At 49.6% G+C, this 20,009-nt stretch carries 15 protein-coding genes; 10 read left to right on the forward strand and 5 right to left on the reverse strand.

The window, feature by feature from the left end; all coding sequences use genetic code 11:
- Positions 1–166: 166 nt before the first annotated feature.
- Entirely contained in the window at positions 167–676 is a 510-nt protein-coding gene (locus tag GmarT_RS29955) for a HEAT repeat domain-containing protein (RefSeq protein ID WP_232097397.1), read from the reverse strand.
- Positions 677–746: 70 nt separating this feature from the next.
- On the opposite strand from GmarT_RS29955, the gene GmarT_RS29960 reads away from it, so the two are divergent.
- The 3 genes from GmarT_RS29960 to GmarT_RS11605 all read left to right on the forward strand — a co-directional run bounded on the left by GmarT_RS29960 (position 747) and on the right by GmarT_RS11605 (position 4,349).
- The gene (locus tag GmarT_RS29960) at positions 747–1,088 is read left to right on the forward strand and encodes a hypothetical protein (RefSeq protein WP_187782384.1); all 342 of its coding nucleotides are present in this window, start codon (positions 747–749) and stop codon (positions 1,086–1,088) included.
- A 1,108-nt stretch (positions 1,089–2,196) separates the two neighbouring features.
- Complete coding sequence (locus GmarT_RS11600; RefSeq protein WP_002648344.1) at positions 2,197–3,549, forward strand: tetratricopeptide repeat protein; 1,353 nt, start codon at positions 2,197–2,199, stop codon at positions 3,547–3,549.
- Positions 3,550–3,587: 38 nt separating this feature from the next.
- The gene (locus GmarT_RS11605; RefSeq protein WP_044239498.1) at positions 3,588–4,349 is read left to right on the forward strand and encodes a polyprenol monophosphomannose synthase; all 762 of its coding nucleotides are present in this window, start codon (positions 3,588–3,590) and stop codon (positions 4,347–4,349) included.
- A gap of 22 nt (positions 4,350–4,371) precedes the next feature.
- On the opposite strand, the gene panB is transcribed toward GmarT_RS11605, so the two are convergent.
- A complete protein-coding gene (gene panB, locus GmarT_RS11610; protein WP_002648342.1) occupies positions 4,372–5,187 on the reverse strand; it encodes a 3-methyl-2-oxobutanoate hydroxymethyltransferase in 816 nt (271 codons plus the stop codon).
- 676 nt (positions 5,188–5,863) lie between these two features.
- Between panB and GmarT_RS11615 the strand changes: the two genes are divergently transcribed.
- The 4 genes from GmarT_RS11615 to GmarT_RS11630 all read left to right on the forward strand — a co-directional run bounded on the left by GmarT_RS11615 (position 5,864) and on the right by GmarT_RS11630 (position 10,312).
- Positions 5,864–6,916: an FAD-dependent oxidoreductase gene (locus tag GmarT_RS11615; protein ID WP_002648340.1), complete on the forward strand. Its 1,053-nt coding sequence runs from the start codon at positions 5,864–5,866 to the stop codon at positions 6,914–6,916.
- Between the two features lie 54 nt (positions 6,917–6,970).
- On the forward strand, positions 6,971–8,110 hold the full coding sequence (locus tag GmarT_RS11620; RefSeq protein ID WP_149302729.1) for a M24 family metallopeptidase: 1,140 nt from the start codon (positions 6,971–6,973) through the stop codon (positions 8,108–8,110).
- 103 nt (positions 8,111–8,213) lie between these two features.
- Positions 8,214–9,341: an 8-amino-7-oxononanoate synthase gene (gene bioF / locus GmarT_RS11625; protein WP_230682332.1), complete on the forward strand. Its 1,128-nt coding sequence runs from the start codon at positions 8,214–8,216 to the stop codon at positions 9,339–9,341.
- A 92-nt stretch (positions 9,342–9,433) separates the two neighbouring features.
- Entirely contained in the window at positions 9,434–10,312 is an 879-nt protein-coding gene (locus tag GmarT_RS11630; protein WP_002648337.1) for an alpha/beta fold hydrolase, read from the forward strand.
- A 5-nt stretch (positions 10,313–10,317) separates the two neighbouring features.
- Here the strand turns inward: GmarT_RS11630 and GmarT_RS11635 are convergent, their stop codons facing one another.
- From GmarT_RS11635 to GmarT_RS11645, 3 genes are all read right to left on the reverse strand, one after another.
- The gene (locus tag GmarT_RS11635; RefSeq protein ID WP_002648336.1) at positions 10,318–11,574 is read right to left on the reverse strand and encodes a DEAD/DEAH box helicase; all 1,257 of its coding nucleotides are present in this window, start codon (positions 11,572–11,574) and stop codon (positions 10,318–10,320) included.
- Positions 11,575–11,640: 66 nt separating this feature from the next.
- A complete protein-coding gene (gene ftsH / locus GmarT_RS11640) occupies positions 11,641–13,635 on the reverse strand; it encodes an ATP-dependent zinc metalloprotease FtsH (RefSeq protein ID WP_002648335.1) in 1,995 nt (664 codons plus the stop codon).
- A 285-nt stretch (positions 13,636–13,920) separates the two neighbouring features.
- The gene (locus GmarT_RS11645) at positions 13,921–14,763 is read right to left on the reverse strand and encodes a glycosyltransferase family 2 protein (protein ID WP_002648334.1); all 843 of its coding nucleotides are present in this window, start codon (positions 14,761–14,763) and stop codon (positions 13,921–13,923) included.
- A gap of 338 nt (positions 14,764–15,101) precedes the next feature.
- Between GmarT_RS11645 and GmarT_RS11650 the strand changes: the two genes are divergently transcribed.
- From GmarT_RS11650 to GmarT_RS11660, 3 genes are all read left to right on the forward strand, one after another.
- Positions 15,102–16,280, forward strand: coding sequence for an aldose 1-epimerase family protein (locus tag GmarT_RS11650; RefSeq protein WP_002648333.1), 1,179 nt, complete (start codon positions 15,102–15,104; stop codon positions 16,278–16,280).
- A 482-nt stretch (positions 16,281–16,762) separates the two neighbouring features.
- Positions 16,763–18,688 carry a 30S ribosomal protein S1 gene (rpsA, locus tag GmarT_RS11655; RefSeq protein WP_002648332.1) on the forward strand — a complete coding sequence of 642 codons (1,926 nt, stop codon included), beginning with the start codon at positions 16,763–16,765 and terminating at the stop codon, positions 18,686–18,688.
- 480 nt (positions 18,689–19,168) lie between these two features.
- Entirely contained in the window at positions 19,169–20,008 is an 840-nt protein-coding gene (locus tag GmarT_RS11660) for a sigma-70 family RNA polymerase sigma factor (RefSeq protein WP_002648331.1), read from the forward strand.
- Position 20,009 lies beyond the last annotated feature (1 nt).

Here is a 20,009-nt window from a genome sequence, read left to right on the forward strand (position 1 = left end):
TCAAATCTTTATGACAACAGAATTCATTAAATTGGATTGTAGTGTCCAGAAAGGCGGTCTTCAATACCGGAAATCCTGGTTTGGCTGTAACCAAAAAAAAACGGCTCTCCCGTTGAGGAGAGCCGTTTCGATACTTCGATTCAGTCAAGCTGAAGTCTTAATTGAACTAGTCAATCAGACCGAACAGATTTGACAGGCTGTTTCCGCTCAGACGACGTGTCTGCTTCTGGTTCTGCAGACGGCTGGGGAAGTAAGCTTTAGGATCTGAAGCAGGAGCAGGAGCAGCAGGAGCTGCAGATGGTGAGCATCCAGCAGGAGCACATCCATTTGTGTGACAGCAAGGTGTGTCACAGCATCCTTCAACAACTTCGTATCCGCACAGTTCCAGAGCCTGAGTTGCTTCACGAACAACTTTCTTGTCGCAATCGCCCAGAGCACAAGTCAGAGCAGCTGTCAGCTCAGGAGAGCATCCACAGCAGTGCTTGCGAAGCTGGTCGCCGATTTCATCAGCAGCTTTAGCACGAACGCGTTCGTCAGCGTCGTTTAGAGCGTAGATGAAAGCACACATGATCTCAGGATTGCATTCGCAGTTGAACTTGTCACCCAGTTTGTGGATTGCTTTGCGACGGTGTTTAGCGTAGCAGGCAGTCTGAGACTGGTAGATCAGTTCAGCGATTTCGCAAGGATCTGCGTTGCAGCAGGGTTGTTCGTTGCAGTAGCTGTCTGCAGCAGGAGCAGCACAGGTCTTGGGGGCTGGTGCACAGCAAGCTTTGGGAGCAGGAGCACAGCAGGCCTTAGGAGCTGGAGCGGCACATGCTTTAGGAGCAGGAGCACAGCAGGCTTTAGGGGCTGGTGCACAGCAAGCTTTAGGAGCTGGAGCGGCACATGCTTTGGGAGCAGGAGCACAGCAGGCTTTTGGAGCTGGGGTGCAGCAGTCATTCTTTGGAGCTGGAGCACAGCAGTTATCCTGGGCACAGCCAGAATCTGAGCAGCAGCGTTTCTTGAACCAGCCACGCAGTTTACGGGCAGGTTTGCAGCATGCTGGTGCAGCTTCGCAGCAGCAAGGTGGTTTAATTGATGAACACTGACGTTGATAGGTATAAACGTTAGGCTCACACGGTTTTGTAATAGTGGGTTTACAACATTCAGGTTGACAGGTCGAGGCACATTCACAGCTCTTTGCAGCCCCGCAATTAAGCGAAAGGTCAAAAAGATCTGCTTGTGCAACGGCATTCATCCCCAATGCCACAACAAATGCACTTAACAGACTAATCCATTTCATAGAACAGCGTCTCCTTCTTGGGTCGTTTTCTGACCATCATAGACAGATAGATGTGCCTCTTTTGTCACATCACAGTGGTTACGGCGCGAATCTTGTTTTGTTCCTTTAGGGACTGCTTAATTCGTCCAAGTTGAAATCATCAACTCGCGCTGGCTTGAATCTCAGAGTGTTGCCTACGACAGCACTCTTACAAAAATCTTCCTAGTAATTTCGATTGCGGTTGATACTCCCTGGGAGCATCACCTGAAATCACATCCGAATTGTTTCCTTCGATCATTCAGATATGAATTCTCATTGCGACTGGTACAATCTATCGGCGTGCTGTAATCGTCGCTTGAATGTCTCAAGTCATTATCAGATAAAAAGGTTACGTCATTTTTTGTCATGATTATATGCGTCGTAACGGTTGGTTAAACTGGGAGAGATTTGCCTCTGTATCAACCTGCTGAGGGACCAGAAAATGTGTAAGACTGGGTAGAATGTATGTCTCAAGGTGAGATAGATGGGAGCTTCGCGGCTGTTCCTAATGTGAGGAGCGACCCGTTCCCGGGAGTTAATATTGTTGAAAGGTTTGCACCATTGATCTCTCCGGTCACGTGCAATATGTGGCCATAAACTTTCGCCAGACTGTCAGAAAGCCATTTAATTTATACCGATCAGACCTGTTCAAAACGATCACACGATTTCTTTTCAACAGTCCTGCTGGTTCGACTGCTCTAGAAATGGGAATTGTGCGAAAAACTGGAGATATACCTGATTCACCAGTCATGATGAGTGACTGGTGACCGTTAACTTCCATCGTGGCTGGTGTGCAGTGCTTTGTGTTGTAGCGATTGAACAGTTCTTGCATTTCCTTCTCAGTCCCTGCATAATAACGTTATTCATCAGGAACTGGGCCAGACAGGAGAGTACCAATGCGATCACTTCTCATCGTGAGCACAGTTTTTCTGTTTGTGGGATCTCCTGAGCAGGTTCCTGCTCAAAGGCATCGTTCTACACACGGGCATCAGCACCACTCCCACCATCATGGAAGGTCTTATCCACGCTATTACGGTAAGACCTGGGCTAATCCAGGCTGGTCTGTCAGTGGATTCTCCGGGAATACCAGTTTCAACTTTTCATTTCCGGGAAGTTCTTATTATGGCAATCCCTGGGGACCTTACATGTATAACCGGTTTGGTTACTACAGTACGGATGCATTCATTGCCGGAAATCCGGTCTTGTTTTCCAATGGATATTCTTTGAACGGTTTCTATCCGATTCTGCCGGGACAGGGATTTTCTCCGCCAGCCGTTTATCCTTACAGTAATGTTCCCGGAACTCTGCCTACGCTCCCGAATTCACCACAAGGCAATGGTTTTCCTGCTGCCAGTAATATCCCCCTCAATAATGCACTCCAGAATGACCTGGAACGCTGGGATGACAAAAATTATCTGCCGGAACCTTCTCGCAAGATACAGAAATACATTGTCCCCTCGACTCGACATGCGCGGGAGTTGAGTCTGCGGAATCAGGTCAAGGGAGATGAATACTTTAAAAAACTGGATTACCGCCGGGCTTATGAGCGTTACAAACTGGCTGCATCGTTGACGAAAGATCTGGCAACGCCGCATTTCCGGAAAGGATTTTCGCTGGTTGCCCTGGGACAGTATGATCGCGCAGCATTCGAGTTTAAACAGGGGCTGGAACTGGATCCTACCTGGCCTTCGACTGGCGAAAGCCTGAACGAACTGTTCGGTGCAGAGCATGCGATTGCCAGGGATTCAATGGTGCATCAGGTTGCCGAATGGGTAAAGAAAGACATTCGTGATCCTGAGCGATTGTTTGTGTTTGGCGTGGTCCTGCATTTTAACGGTCAGACTGAAGAGGCACATGACGTAATAGAAACTGCTGCCCGTCTGGCTGGCCGCGGTGATCATTTTCTGGCGTTCCTGAATCCTCAACCGGTTCCCGTCGATCAGCAGACCGTGAAACAGAAAAGCGGTAATCAGCAAGGATATGTGGTAGATCCTGCTAAAACCAGACCGCCGGCGTTCGAATCCAGACAGACGCCAGCCGAACCTGCGAAACCTCTGGGACCAGCTCGTTCGCAGCCACTTTCCAAACCTCTGCCTCCCCCTCCCCAGAGAGTCCCCCAAAAACCTGCAGGCAACGATTCAGGATTGCCTCCCCTGCCGCAAAAGGCAGATACACCAGGTGAGCCGTTGATTCCTCTGCCGGAGCCTGTTAAAAGTCAACAACCACCGTTGTTGATTCCACCAAAATGAGCTGAACCATCCCTGATCGACTGGGCCTGATTTTTCCGATGACCGATTCTGCACAACCCCGACTCTTAGTGACATTGTGTACCTACAACGAGCGCGAAAATCTGGAGCTGTTAATTCCAGAAATACACAAGTACTTGCCTTCTGCTGCCATTCTGGTGATTGATGATAATTCACCAGACGGTACGGGAGAGTATGCCAAAGAGCTGAAAAAGACGGATTCTCGGATTCATTCCATCCATCGTTCTGGAAAACTCGGGCTGGGAACTGCCACGATTGCCGGTTTTCAATATGCGATTGAAAATCATTATGACCTGGTACTGAATCTGGATGCTGACTTCAGCCATCCACCCCGTTTCATGCCGGATCTGGTTGAGGCGACGAAAACCGCGGATGTGGCTATTGGCTCACGTTATATCCCGGGGGGGAAAATTGAGGGTTGGAGCCCCAAACGTTATTTCATGAGTGGTGCCGTCAACTGGTACTCTCGGTTATTATTGAGGCTCAAATCCCGTGACTGCAGTGGCAGTTTTCGCTGTTATCGGGTTCCCAAGCTGGCGGAAATCGATTTTGCCCTTATACGTGCCAGGGGATATGCGTTCCAGGAAGAAATACTGTACCGCTGCCGCAGAGTCGGGTGCACGTTTAAGGAAGTTCCCTTCACGTTTGAAGAACGTCGGTTTGGGAGTTCCAAAATCAACCTGCGGGAAGCGTTCTCGGCATTATGGGTGATGCTGGTCCTGGGAATTGATAACTGTCTGGGAAAACGCGTTCGTACCCTGCCCTCTGATTCTGGCAGATAACCTGAGTGAAACTGAAGATAACTCAGGAGTGGCTGTGAGACGCATCCGGGAACGTGCCTTCTCGTACTTCACTGGCATATGCCTGAACAGCAGTTTTCATGTCTGCTGCAAAATTGGCATATTTCTTCAGGAAACGCGGGTGAAATTCCGCATTCATTCCCAGCATATCGGGTGTGACCAAAACCTGCCCGTCGCAGCCTGAACCCGATCCGATTCCAATCGTGGGCACCGTCACTGTTTCTGTGATTTTTCGGGCGATGGGAGCCGTGATCATTTCCAGTAGAATTCCAAAGGCACCTGCGCGTTCTGCAGCGAGTGCGTCTGCAATCAGCTGATCTTCATCACGTTGAATTTTTCCCATGCTGCCGATGGCACGGACAGACTGTGGTTTGAGTCCCAGATGTGCCATCACGGGGATATCTGCTGCTGCAATCGCTTCGATGGTTTTTGCCTGATTGACTCCCCCTTCCAGTTTAACGGCGTCAGCTCCCGTTTCTTTCAGAATGCGTCCGGCATTCTCCAGAGCCTGAGCCGGGGAAATATGAAATGACATAAAGGGCATGTCCACGATGACCAGAGCTCTCTGGACGGCACGGCAGACCATTTCCCCGTGGTAAATCATTTCATCGACTGTCACAGGCAGTGTGGTACTCTTGCCCTGCACGACCATTCCTAAAGTGTCGCCTACCAGCAGGCAGTCCAGACCGGCGTCATCCAGAATTTTTGCAGACAGATAATCATAGGCTGTCAGCATGGTGATCTTCTGGTTTTTCTCTTTGGCAGCGAGAAACCGGGGAACAGTAAACTTCTGGGGCCGTGCGGGGGACGCATCTGACACGGAACTCTCCTTAAAAACGCTCAGCAAATCGGAATCACACTATGGTGAAGGAAACTCATCAGTTTAGGTAATTGTAGACATCATCATTAGTTGGAGGGTTCACAATATGAAAACTCAGTCCTCATTCGCAATACTCGGGTCGGGTTTTATTTAAAATCGGAGTCGCCGAAGGATGTGTTGCATTTTGCACTGTTTTATTTTGCAGCACGTGTGGCGTAATTGACCACCCTGCCGAGGTCTGAATTCGACTCAAATATACTCTGGAAAATGTAATGCTATGTCAATAAAAGGTTTACGTTTATTTTTACGAATAATATTCTGAATGGTACAGCTTATGCATTAGTACTATAGCAGCGATGGTGGCAAGCGTTGGCCCGCACTTGCTCCATTCAGCACAGAAAAGGTGCTTCAGTCATTCACATGATTCGAAGCACCTTTTTTTTGTACCTTCAAAACATTTCGCTGTGTTCATTCGAAACGATCATTTTCTGGTCCGGCTTAAAAACCCTTCCTCCGGGCATCTGGAATTCCTGACCGTACTTCATTAGGATTGTGACTCACGCCAGGTTCGTACGCTGGTTATGTTTCAGGATTACAATTCACACGCAACTTCTCTGACAGGAGATCTATTTACGGATTTCTCTCAGGGAGAATGCATATCAGGAGGTCACCTAACGTGCCAGAAAAAGTCGTCGTGATCGGATCAGGACCCGCTGGTTGGGCAGCTTGCATTTACACATCCAGAGCCAACTTGGAACCGCTCTGCTTCGAAGGAGCAATTTCTGAGGAAAATCGACTGCAGGGGACACTGCCCCTGGGGCAGCTGGCTTTGACTACAGAAGTGGAGAACTATCCTGGTTTTCCTGCCGGGAATCTTGAGTCATACCTTGATGGATCAATCGATAAATCAAAACGACAGTATATGGCACCGCATCTGGGGCATGGTGTCAGTGGTCCTGAGCTCATGGAACTGATGCGTCAGCAGGCGATAAATTTTGGTACCAAGGTTGTGACAGACGACGTGGTTGATGTCGATTTATCTGCACATCCTTTCAAAGTGACTCGGGCTAACGGCGAAACTGTCGAAGCGCTGTCTGTCATCATTGCCACCGGTGCCCGGGCGAATTACCTGGGGCTCGAATCGGAAAACCGTTTTAAGAACATGGGGGTTTCCGCATGTGCCGTCTGTGATGGAGCCATGCCCCGTTTCCGGAATCATCCTCTGGTTGTCGTTGGCGGAGGTGACAGTGCCATGGAAGAAGCGAATTACCTGACCAAGTTTGCGTCCAAAGTTTACATCATCCACCGTCGTGACGAATTCCGCGCCAGCAAAATTATGGCGGAACGGGCGCTTGCCAATGAAAAGATCGAAGTGAAATGGAATTCGGTCGTCGAAGAAGTTCTGGGCGATGATGAAAAAGGTGTCACCGGAGTCCGGATTCGCAGCACGGTAGATGAAAGTCAGACCGAAGAACTGGAAGCTTCCGGCTATTTCGCCGCCATTGGTCACACACCCAATACCAACTTCCTTAAAGGTCAGATTGAAACAAACGACAAAGGTTTCATTGAATGGAAGATTCCCTTCCGTACCAATACCAATGTCGAAGGTGTGTTCGCCGCCGGGGATGTTGCCGACGATAACTATAAACAGGCCATTACGGCTGCCGGCAGCGGATGTATGGCTGCCCTGGATGCAGAACGCTGGCTTGTTGAAAAAGGTTTTGAATAAGCGACATTCCTGGTTACTAATTGATAGAGTTCCGTCTGAAAGGGCGTATAAAGCATGCTGACTCAAGAAGGTTGTCTGGCACGACAGAAACGATTGTGGGAAACGGTTCCCGATCACCTGGAATGGATTCTGATCGCGGATCCCCGTCATGTTCTGTATCTTTCCAACTTCCTGGTGCAGCCCTGCAGCTTTTCCCGGGGTGAGCGGGCATTGTTACTGCTGGACCGTGAAAAAGGGGTCACTCTGGTTGGTGATAATTTCACGCTTCGTTCTTCCGCTGCCGAGTTTTATGTCGATCATGAAGCGATTGAAACCTGGTACGATCACAAGCACTCAGTCGAAAACCGCGATCATGCGCTCTTTAAAGCCTTGAAATCGGTGGTACCTCAACTCAAAGGTCGCCCCGGTGCCATAGAAGCAGAATGGCTGCCGGTAGGTGCCTTGCAGGAGCTGGAAATCACTCAGACCGATGCGACTCTGGAACTGGGAAGCGTCCTGCGTCAATTACGTCGTCAGAAACATGACGATGAAATTGCTTTACTCAAGCAATGCATGCAAGCCTGTGATGCCGGACATGCGTGTGCGCGGGAAGTCGTCGCAGCGGGGAAAAGTGAATTCGACATCTTCCGCAAGGTTCAGGCAGCGGTCCTGCAGGCTGCTGGTCTGCCGGTCATTATTTATGGCGATTTTCGTGCTTCGACACCTGCTGTACCGAAAGCAGGGGGATTGCCTTCCGGTCATGTTCTGGAGAACGGGGATCTGTTTGTTCTGGATTACTCCGTGGTGATTCACGGTTATCGCAGTGATTTTACCAATACGATCGCAGTTGGCGAACCGAGTGCTGAACAGGAAAAACTGTTCGGTCTCTGCCAGGCCGCCATGCAGGGAGGCGAGTCAACACTCAAAGCAGGCGCAAAATGTGCCGAAGTACATGCAGCGACCGCCGCTCCCCTCTGGAATGCTGGCTACAAAGAAAACTTCCAGCATCATGCCGGTCACGGTCTGGGACTGGGACTTCCCGAAGCACCGATTCTGGTACCGGAAAGCATCGATACCCTGCTTGCCGGTGATGTCGTCACGCTTGAACCAGGTGTTTATGTGGAAGGGGTCGGCGGGATGCGGATCGAGCATAACTACCTGATCACGGAAGATGGCTTTGAACGATTGAGCAATCACGTCATCGCGCTGAAGTAACTGGAATCGGCTTTCAATCTCAAATCAGGTATTCGTGACTATGTCCTCTTCTGAATTTCCGGATTGGATAGAAGACGACCTGCAGAAGCTCCGGAAGGAGGGTTTGTTTCGAACTCGACGAACCTTCAGTCCTTTGCCGAACGGACGCTGTCTGCTGGAAGGTCAGAAACTGATCAATCTCTCCAGTAATGACTATCTGAATCTGGCTCACGACCCGCGCCTGATTTCTGCAACTGCTTCAGCATTACAGGTCATGGGGGTTGGCGCTCGCGCCAGTGCCCTGGTAAGCGGTCGCACGGAATGGCATGCTCAACTCGAACAACGACTTGCTGATTTTGAGAGAACGGACGCGGCCATTCTGTTTCCCAGCGGTTATGCTGCAAATCTGGGAGTCGTGTCTGCCATCGCGGGTGAGGGAGACACAATCTATTGTGATCGTCTGAATCATGCCAGCCTGATCGATGGATGTCGACTCGCAGGGGCAGCGTTCCGCGTCTATCGTCATGATCGTCTGGAAAAGCTGAAACGGGAACTGGATAAAAAAACGGGTGAGGGAAAAACGATCATTGTGACGGATTCGATCTTCAGTATGGATGGAATCCGGGCACCTCTGGTTGAGCTTTGCGATCTGGCAGAACAATATCACGCAGCTCTGGTGGTGGATGAAGCTCACGGGACGGGAGTCTGGGGCGAGACGGGACGCGGACTGGCTGAAGAATTGAATGTGGAATCAAGAGTCACCATTCGCATCGGTACGCTCAGTAAGGGGCTGGGAGCCATGGGAGGATTTGTGGCTGGCTCAGATTCCCTGATCAACTGGCTCTGGAACCGGGTACGGACACAAATTTATTCGACTGCCCTGCCCCCGGCAATCTGTGCAGCGGCCTGTGAATCTCTCCTGATTATTAAGGCAGAACCAGAGCGCAAACAGCATCTGCATCAACTATCCGTATTTCTGCGCCAGGAACTGGCACATCGATCACTTCTGGCTGACGTTACGTCTAGCGGACCGATCATTCCCGTGATTCTGGAAGATCCTGAACGAACGATGTCGATTGCAGCAGATTTACAGGCTGCTGGATTTCTTGTCGGGGCAATCCGACCTCCCACCGTACCTCAGGGGACCTCGCGACTGCGAATTTCGGTGACCAGTGCGCATCAGCGTGATGATCTGGAGCGGTTTTTAAAAGCGTTGGATCGTTCCCTCGCCAGATACGGGAAATCGCGATAAGGTATGCAGATCATAATGTACTACTATCCAACTGTAATGAAACGCGACAGCTGCTGTTCAGGCTGACCTATTCAACGTTTAAAGAACTACGCATGACTTTTCGTGATCAGATTAAAAATGAATACCCGTTTGAATCTCATTGGTTGAAGATCGACGGTCATCAATATCACTATCTGGATGAAGGCGCAGGACCGGTTTTGCTGATGGTGCACGGCAATCCAACCTGGAGTTTCGCCTGGCGACGTCTGGTCAAGCAACTCTCTCAAAAGTACCGTGTGATCGCGGTCGACCACATGGGATGTGGGTTGTCTGATAAACCTCAGCAATATTCCTATCAGCTGGCGACACACATCGAAAACCTGAAAACCCTGATTCAGGAACTGGATCTGCAAAAGATTACGTTATTTGCACATGATTGGGGGGGCGCGATTGGTATGGGGGCTGCCGTTGATCTGCCGGATCGCTTTCAACAGTTTGTGCTCATGAATACAGCCGCCTTTCGTTCACAGGAGATCCCGCTGCGTATTGCTGTCTGCCGAATTCCTTTTCTGGGCGCATGGGGAGTGCGAGGTTTGAATCTGTTTTCCGGGGCTGCTGTGAAAATGGCGGTTGAGAAACCCGAGCGGATGTCTGCCGAAGTCAAAGCCGGTTTTCTGGGGCCTTACGATAACTGGCAGCATCGCGTCGCCGTCCATCAGTTTGTGAAAGATATTCCTTTGAAGTCTTCACACCCCAGTTATCAGACTCTGCAGCATGTCGAAGAGGGGCTGCAGCAGTTCACCGGGCATCCCATGCTGCTGATCTGGGGTGAAAAGGACTGGTGTTTTACAACCAGTTTTCTCGATGAGTTTGAACGACGCTTCCCGGCAGCGGAAACCTTGCGAATTCCCGATGCCGGTCATTATGTGTTTGAAGATGCACATGAAGTCATGCTGCCCCGCATCGAAGCGTTTCTGGAGCAGCATGTCTGATCAAGTTAGAAATCACCGAAGTCAGGGTTGATGAGGTGCTCGGTGCTGCCCAGGTGTGAAACTTTTTCAATCTTCTTACGGGGTTTTTGAGGTTTATAGGCTTCGAATTCGTCGACGCGAAACTCCTTCACCATATGATTGATCCGGTTTTCGATATTTGTCAGCTGTTCTCCTTCATCAGGTGCAACAAAAGTAAAAGCAGCCCCTTTCTGATCGGAAGAGAGACGTCCGACACGACCAATGCGGTGCACATAGTCATCACTGAATTCCGGGATATCGAAATTGATGATGTGGGAAATACCACTGACATCAATTCCACGCCCCATCACATCGGTGGCAATCAGCAGTCTGATTTTCCCTTCGCGGAATTTTTTCAGCACACGATCGCGCTTCGGTTGTGGTAAGTCACCATGGATGGCTGCAACTTCTTTGAGCTTTTTAGAGAAAATTCGATCCAGCTTGTCCGCACCGCGTTTCGTACGTGTAAACACAATCGTCTGCTTCGGTCGTTCCTGAAACAACAGTCGGGACAACAGTTTGATTTTACGGTCAGGGTCGACAGTGATGTAGTACTGGTCGATGGCATCGACGCTGACTTTATCTTCAGAGAGGTCGATCATTACCGGGTTCTGCATATAGCGGTTTGCCAGTCGCTCAACCGGAGGAGGTAATGTTGCAGACAGTAGCAGGGTCTGTCTTTTCTCAGGGCATTTTCGCAGAATTTTTTCAATATCCGGACGAAAGCCGATGTCTAGCATCCGGTCAGCTTCATCGAGCACGACAAATCCCAGTGTGCCCAGTTGGAGGTTTCCCCGGTTGATGTGGTCGATGACACGTCCGGGAGTTCCTACGGCGATCTGCGCCCCCTTTTTCAGCTGGTTTTCCTGGGGGCGGACCGGTTTGCCTCCTACCAGTACTGCGATGCTTAACGATTTCGAAGTGCATAGTTTCCGGATTTCAGCGGCTACCTGCTCACTCAATTCGCGGGTGGGTGCCAGGATCAGGGCCTGCATTCCGGGGCGCCTGAGATCAAGTTGCTGCAGCACGGGGAGTGAGAATGCGGCCGTTTTGCCGGTTCCTGTGCGTGCCTGGCCAATACAGTCCTGGCCAGTAACAGCGATGGGAATCAGTTCCGACTGGATCGGGCTGGGGGTTTCGTACCCCGCTTTACTCAGATCCTTGAGGATTTTTTCATTCAGTCCTAACTGTGAAAAACTGGTATTAACTGGTTTTTTCTTCTTCTTTTTCTTTTTGGGATTCATATCCTGTGTTTTCCTGCTGAGGCAGGAGAAAACTCGTTCTGCGCCGAGGCAACCGTGATGGGGTCATTACTCTGGTTGCGGATTGCTTTCGCTGTCCAAACCAGACTGTTTTAAACTGTCGAGACTTGCCTGTTCTCGAACCGAAATCCCTATCAAACGCTTGATGTCATTGCTGTCAATGGCCTCTTGTTCTACGAGTGCTTTTGCCAGCAGATCAAGTTTCTCCCTGTTTTCTGTTAATATTTTCTCGGCCCGTTCTTCAGCAGCATTCATGAATCGCTGCATTTCCTGGTCGATGACGTGTGCCGTTTCTTCACTGCATTCGCCTTGAGATTTCATCTCTTTCCCCAGGAACGGGTTTTCATCGGAGTGGCGGAATGCCACTGGTCCGATGACATCACTCATGCCCCACTGCCCCACCATTTTTCGTGTGATCTGTGTGGCACGTTTAATATCATCTGCTGCTCCAGCGGTGTGTTCACCGAACACAATGCCTTCTGCAGCGCGTCCGCCTAACATGAACGCTAGCTGGGAGTGAAGCTGTTTCTCTCCCATATTGTAACGCTCTTCATCGGGGAGAAGTTGAGTCACACCCAACGCTCTGCCGCGAGGAATAACGGTTACTTTATGTACCGGGTCAATTTCCGGCAGTAACCAGGCCAGCAGTGCATGGCCTGCTTCGTGATAGGCTGTCATTTCTCTTTCTTTTGCGCTCAGGATCTCTTCGCGAGGCGGTCCCATCAGGACTCGATCCCGGGCGTTGTCAAAGTCTTCGTCGTCGACATGGTCTTTATTCAAACGGGTTGCCGACAATGCTGCTTCATTCACAAGATTCTTCAGATCAGCGCCGGAGAACCCAATCGTACCGGCAGCAATTTTCTGTAAATCAACATCTTCTGAAAGCGGGATCTTGCGCGAGTGCACTTTCAAAATTGCGGCCCGACCGTCTTTGGTGGGCCGATCCACGGTAATATGTCTGTCAAAGCGTCCGGGACGCAATAAAGCCGGGTCCAGTACATCGGGGCGGTTGGTGGCAGCGATGATGATCACTGCTTCATTCTGCTGGAAGCCATCCATCTCGCTCAACATCTGATTCAGAGTCTGTTCCCGTTCGTCATGGCCTCCCCCCAGACCGGCGCCTCGAATTCGTCCCACGGCATCGATTTCATCAACGAAAATGATACAGGGCGCGTTTTCTTTGGCTGTACGAAACAGGTCGCGTACTCGACTGGCTCCAACGCCGACAAACATCTGAATAAATTCAGAACCATTGATCGAATAAAAGGGAACTCCTGCCTCGCCTGCGGTCGCGCGAGCCAGCAGTGTTTTTCCTGTTCCAGGAGACCCCATCAGCAGCACGCCTTTTGGGATCTGAGCCCCCAGTCGCTGAAACTTGGCGGGAGTCTTCAAAAATTCCACGACTTCCTGCAATTCCGCCTTGGCCTGTTCCATGGCAGCCACGTCATCAAAGGTGGTCTGTTCTTCAGAGGGTCGAAACCGTTTTGCCGGACTTTTGGTAAAATTACCGAGCATGCCGGAGCCCATGGGGTCCGAAGATCGTTTTAACATGAACCAGAAGAAACCAATAATCAGCAGTGGTCCTATTAACCAGGGGAGAATGTAGGCGCCTATGCCGACGTTCGTGCTTTCCGCCTTGAAAGTCACACCCTGTTTTTCCAGTTCGGGGATCAGGTTGCGGTCTTCCACCGGATGCGAAGGCAGAACGGTATTAAATTCTTCGGCCAGCTTTTCATCTTTTTTCTCTTTATCAGGATTCTCAGGCTTAGTTTTCCATTTTCCAGTCAGGATATCTCCGTGGAAATCAACCGAATCAACATTCCCCCGTTTGAGCTCTGAAATAAAGAAGCTGTAATCCACCTTCGAACCGGTATTTTCCGGCGAGGTTTTCATCAACATCAGGCTGCCGATCACCAGAATGAGCAGGATAATCAGCCAGGGACCGGTCGATGGGGTATTATTCTGAATTTCTTTGCCTGGTTGCTTCTGAGGAGCTTTGCCTTTGGGAGGAGTTGCCTGGGGGTTCTCCGGAGGAGAGGCCATATGATGTTCCGTTCGTTTACTGAGATCTATTACTGTTTGCTGATAACTGCATTGCTCATGGTGTGTTATTCGCGTCGAATCAGCCGTCTATGCGGAAATTTGTACTGCGACATTACAGGTGACAGATGTTTCTTTCTGAGTTTCAGTAACATGTTGCTGATTCTATGGGAAAATCTGTGTCACAGGCAATGCTGGCAGACCAGTTTTTAGAAAGGATCAGGTAAGCAATTAATAAATTAAGTGCTTCATAATTGGGACCTTAATGCATCAGGTCCTGTGCTGTCGTCAATCCTTGAGACCGTAGCGGACAATACACCAGATTGCCTTCACGCCATCCCGCCAGCCGATTTTCTTGCCCTGATCGTAAGTGCGACCGTCGTAGCTGATTGACATTTCAAAGATACGGCACTGGCGTCGTGCCACTTTCGCTGTGAGTTCTGGTTCGATTCCGAATCGATTCTGGCACAGTCCCGGTGCAATCTCTTTAATGACTTCCTTCTTGAAGAGTTTATAACAGGTCTCCATATCTGTCAGATTGAGGTTGGTAAAGCAGTTGGAAAGTGTGGTCAGGAACCTGTTTCCCAGGTAATGCCAGAAATACAGCACCCGGTGCGGTTGATCTCCCAGGAAGCGGCTGCCATAGACAACATCTGCTTTGCCTTCAATTATGGGCTGTAACAGCCGCGGGTATTCGGAGGGATCGTATTCGAGGTCTGCGTCCTGAATCAGCATGACGTCGCCCTGGGCTTCTATAAAACCGGTCCTGACGGCAGCTCCCTTGCCCTGGTTCTGTTCATGGAAGATCACACGAACCAGGTTTTGCGAATCATTTTCCATCTGAAACTGCTCTTCCAGTTTCTTCAGAATCTCTCGTGTACCATCAGTGCTGCCATCATCCACCAGGACCAGTTCTTTTCGAATAGGAACGGCCTTTACCTGATTGATCAGATTTTCGACGGTTTTGTGCTCATTGAAAATAGGAATGACTACGGACAGCAGGAAATCGGCTGGTATGGGATAAAAGCCAAGCTGGCGACAACCAGCCTCCCCCAGGGATGATTTGAGTGAATTATACCATTCGTCGGTATAAGGATATCCGTGTTCATCTGCTTGAGGAACTGAGGTCATTGAGAAGTGATCCATGGGTAACTTTAAATTATCAGAACAATATTGAATATGAAAAAGCTCAGGATGCAGACCGTTGAACTGTATCGTGTGGAGAAGAGTTTGACACTCGTCTCCCGATGTGGCTCCTGCTACGTGTTAAAACAGCTTATTCTGTATTATAAGTCGTAAATGGTAACTGCAAGAGGAGTTTCTGTTTCCTTTTTGCTTTCAATGCTGGCGAAGTAGAACAAACCGGTTTACATTATCCATACTGTCAGACTGATTCTCCGTGTCGTAGCTCTTATTCTGATAATAATGATTTTCTGAACGACTGATTTTTCAATTGTTAAGGCGTGCTCATGAAATCCACAACAGTTTTGTTCACTGATGTGAGTTCTCAAACCTGGATCGAAGAAACTCTGCTCAATGCCGAGACCCATTCCGACTTTTCCAGAGATCCCGGCTGGTTCATTCAGAAGCAGCAACTGCATGGAGGGACATCCGAGGGGGTCGACCTGATTACGGTTAACAATGGGGCCTTGTCGCTCTCGATAGTGCCAACAAGAGGCATGGGCGTCTGGAAGGGAGATTTCCAGGGAACTCCTCTCGGATGGGAGTCACCGGTAAAATCCCCGGTCAATCCAGCTTATGTGAACCTTTCTGAACGTGGCGGCCTGGGCTGGCTCAGCGGGTTCAATGAACTGATCTGCCGCTGTGGACTGATTTCAAATGGTCCGCCCGGAAGGGATCCGTCCGGGAATCCTCTGGAATCCGATTTGACGCTGCATGGACGGATTGCGAATACCCCCGCTCATTTTGTGAGCGTCACACTTGATCCCGAGGATGGGGGCTGGATCAGAATTACGGGGAGAGTAGGAGAAGGCATGTTGTTTGGCAGCCAGTTGTTACTGGAATCAACTCTCGAGACACAACTGGGGTCGAACAAGTTTCGAATTCGTGACCGGGTGACCAATCCAGGCGCCGATAATGTTGAATCTGAACTCTTGTATCATATTAATGTGGGAGCTCCATTTCTCGAAGAGGGGGCACAGTTTAGCCTGCCATTTGCAGAGATGGCCCCCCGGGATCCACGTGCTGCAGAGGGTATAAAAGAATTTAAAACCTATCTGGGTCCGACTTCGGGATATGCAGAGCAGGCATATTATTTTGAACCCGTTGCCGATGAGAATGGCTTTTCCCCTGCCTTGCTCACCAATAGAAGGGGGGGGATGGGATTTCTGGTAGATTTTAAGAAGTCGACTCTGCCCTGCTTTACTCTCTGGAAGAATACGCAGCCTGAGGCGAGTGGGTATGTGACAGGTCTGGAACCAGGCATTAATTTCCCGAATTTTCGCGCAGATGAGCGGGAACGGGGACGAGTTAAGAATCTTGATCCAGGAGACAGTTATGAGACGGAATTTGAAGTCTCAATTTTGAATAATTCGAATTCAGTTGATGCTGTGAGACAGAAAATCACGAAACTAACTGAACAGGCCCCCGCCGTCATCCACTCCGCACCTCATTCGCGGTTTTCATGATGTTGCAACGATGCGTTCTGTCTCCTCTGATCAGGATGATCTGACAGAACCAGAATCGATGAAAAAATAGAAGAAATCAGCGATTTAATCACATTCTGCCGCCTATATGGCTGGAATTAAATCAAATGGTTCTGATATATTTGCTGGACTGATCTCCTGGGTGTATCGATCAATGCGTTGGGCATTGACCACAAAGTGAGACAACTGGTTTTGGAGAAGTTAATATTCACTGGATGGTTGCGGGAGATTCTCTGATCTCTTCGCTTTTTTTTTCGATTGTCAGTTCGCGTTCATTGGCAGGTTGACGGAAATTCTGAAACCCCTTGTGGTATCTCAGAATCGTTAACGAAGAGAAGCTTTTGTAACACCGGGACGGCTGATCTAAAGGATTTCAGATCCCTGGTCCCCTGACATCAAAATGAGCTGACTTTCCTGCAGAAATTTAATTTCGAAATTTTAAGTGTAGTTGGACTTTTTATAGTATGGTTGATCGTAATTTAATTCGAGAGTTTAGTATTTCCGATGAAGATCTGGATGCAGCGTTTGCCGAGGTCATGCCGGAAGTTGATGCCGATGCGGAAGGTGAAGAAAACGACTGGGTACTGGATGACGTGTATGCTTCCGTGTCCTGTGCCTATGATGTCAATCAGATTATTGACGGCGTGATTCTGAGTGTGGACGGAGAAGAGGTTCTCGTCGACATCGGATTCAAGAGTGAAGGTGTCGTTCACATTGATGAGTGGTCTGAGGAAGAAGAAGTTCCCAAGGCCGGCGATAAGGTTCAGGTACTGCTCGAAGAAGTAGAAGATGAATTCGGTTTAACCATGCTCTCCAAGCGGAAAGCAGACCGGATTCGCGAATGGGAAAAAGTGATCGCGACGCACGCCGAAGGCGATGTGGTCTCCGGTACTGTGGTTCGCAAAATCAAAGGTGGTTTGCTGATCAATATCGGCGTCAATGTCTTCCTGCCCGCCAGCCAGGTCGATATCCGTCGTCCTTCAGATATTGCCAACTACATTGGTCGCACTATTGAGTGTGTGATCCTGAAAATTGATGAAGCCCGTCGCAACATCGTTGTTTCGCGTCGTAAGCTCATCGAAGAAAAACGCGAAAAACTCAAACAGGACCTGCTCAGCAAAATCGAAGAAGGTCAGATCGTCAAGGGGATTGTCAAAAATATCGCCGATTTTGGTGCCTTCGTCGATCTGGGCGGCATCGATGGTCTGTTACACATTACCGACATGAGCTGGGGACGTATTAATCATCCCACAGAGATCGTCAAAATTGATGACGAAATCGAAGTCATGATCCTGAGTGTTGATCGCGATAAAGAAAAGATCGCTCTGGGTCTGAAGCAGAAATCACCCAGCCCCTGGGAACTGGTCGAATCCAAGTACCCTGTTGGTACCAAAGTCAATGGTCACGTTGTCAACGTGATGTCCTACGGTGCTTTCGTGAAACTGGAAGATGGTATTGAAGGTCTGGTTCACATCAGTGAAATGTCCTGGACCAAACGCATCAATCACCCCAGTGAACTGGTCAACATCGGCGATGAAGTCGAAGTCGTTGTCCTGGGCGTCAACAAAGACAAGCAGGAAATCTCTCTGGGTATGAAGCAGACTCAGTCCAACCCATGGGACGAAGTCACCAAGAAGTATCCGGAAGGAGCTCAGGTCAAAGGGACTGTTCGCAATCTGACCAACTACGGTGCGTTCATCGAACTCGAAGAAGGCGTCGATGGTCTGCTGCATGTGAGCGATATGTCCTGGACACGTAAGATTTCTCATGCCAGTGAAGTCATGAAGAAAGGCGACGAAATCGAGTGCCTGGTAATTTCAGTGGACGAAGAACGCAAACGTATTGCTCTGGGTCTGAAGCAGCTGGCTTCCGATCCCTGGGAAACAGATATTCCTCAGAAATATCAGCCAGGAGCGATTGTTCAAGGGACTGTCACCAAGATTACCAACTTCGGTGTATTCGTTGAACTGGAAGAAGAACTCGAAGGTCTGCTGCACATTTCTGAACTGGCAGATCACAAGGTGGAAAATCCGGAGGACATCGTCAAAGTCGGTGAAAAGCTGGATGTGAAAATCCTGCGTGTCGACACGGACGATCGCAAGATCGGATTGAGCCGCAAGCTGGAAGAATCGATCGAAGAAGAAGCGACTTCTGGCGAAGGTGGAGAATCAGGAACTGCTGCTGCTCCTCGTAAGGAACTGATGGGCGGAACCGGTGGTGATGCTCCTCTGTTTACAATGCCTTCCGAAACCAGCGAAGAAGCTGTTGTCGAAGAAGAGGCAGTTGAAGAAACTGCAGTTGAAGAAGAAGCTGTTCAAGAAGAAGCTGTTCAAGAAGACGCTGTTCAAGAAGACGCTGTTCAAGAAGAAGCAGAAGAGAAAACTGAGTAATTCTCTCACGCTGATTCCAGTGTAGAAATCGAAAGCGACGGTCTGTTATTTCAGGTCGTCGCTTTTTTCGTTACTTACGGTCGAGGAACAAGGACCGGCTATCGGTTCGAGTAGCGATAAGGTTTGACAGGTATTCATAGGGATGGATCAGCTGATTTTTATGCAATGCCAGCGTCTGCATTTTGAACAAAACTCCTGTAACAGAGGGATTTTAGCAGCGCCAGTCAGCCTGACCCGCATAATCGATACAGTTTCTGCAGTTTCTGATTTTCGCGTCTTGCTTTTCCAGACAGGATTCAGGAATCGGGCAAATCTTGCCGATAAGAATCTTACGGGTTGCAGGTCTTTCTACTCTGTGACCCGTCATTGAATCATCGTGTCGAGAGGAAACGAGTTCCCGCGAACGGTTGCAAATCTAATGGAAGCCAGGGACAAGAACGGCTTACCATTTGTCAACAACAAATAGATAACAGGTTTTCCATGCAGAAAACTGCTCGACGGCGTTCCTCTTCAGCCGTACAGAATCCATTAGAAACATATCTCAAAGAGATCAACGAAACCGCCCTGCTCTCTGCAGAAGAAGAGAGAGAGTTGTCGAATCGCATTGAACATGGGGATAAAGAAGCCCGTGATCGTATGGTGCGTGCCAACCTGCGGCTGGTTGTGAATATTGCCCGCGCTTATTCAGGCAAAGGTCTGCCTTTGCAGGATCTGATTGAGGAAGGCAACCTGGGACTGTTGAGAGCCGTCGAAGGCTTCGATCCCGAGATGGGAACCCGCTTCAGTACCTATGCCAGTTACTGGATCAAGCAGTCGATCAAGCGGGCTCTCGTGAATTCTGCCAAGACAATTCGTATTCCGGCTTACATGGTCGAACTGCTTACAAAATGGCGTCGCGCTACGGCACAACTGCAGGATACACTGGATCGGACACCGACGACTGAAGAAGTCGCACGCGAGCTGGACCTGCCACCGAAAAAACTGAAAATCGTGAAGAAAGCAATCCAGCTTTACAATTCTTCCCCTCAATCTGAACAGCATGATGCCGGCTGGTCCCTGGGAGAAATGATTCCCGATGACCGTCTGAAAGGTCCGGATGATGAACTGGTTGAGAACGACAATCTGAAACACGTCTTTCGTCTGCTTAAGGAAATTCCGGAACGCGAAGCCAATATCTTGCGGATGCGATTTGGTCTGGATGGAGATGAACCCAAGACGCTTAAGGAAATCGGTCAGGCTTTAGGGCTCACCCGGGAACGCGTCAGGCAGATCGAGAGTGAAGCATTGAAAAAACTGGCCAAAGAAATTACCGGCGAGTAAC

Origin of the sequence: Gimesia maris, assembly GCF_008298035.1 — a bacterium.
In the GTDB taxonomy this organism is placed as follows: domain Bacteria; phylum Planctomycetota; class Planctomycetia; order Planctomycetales; family Planctomycetaceae; genus Gimesia; species Gimesia maris.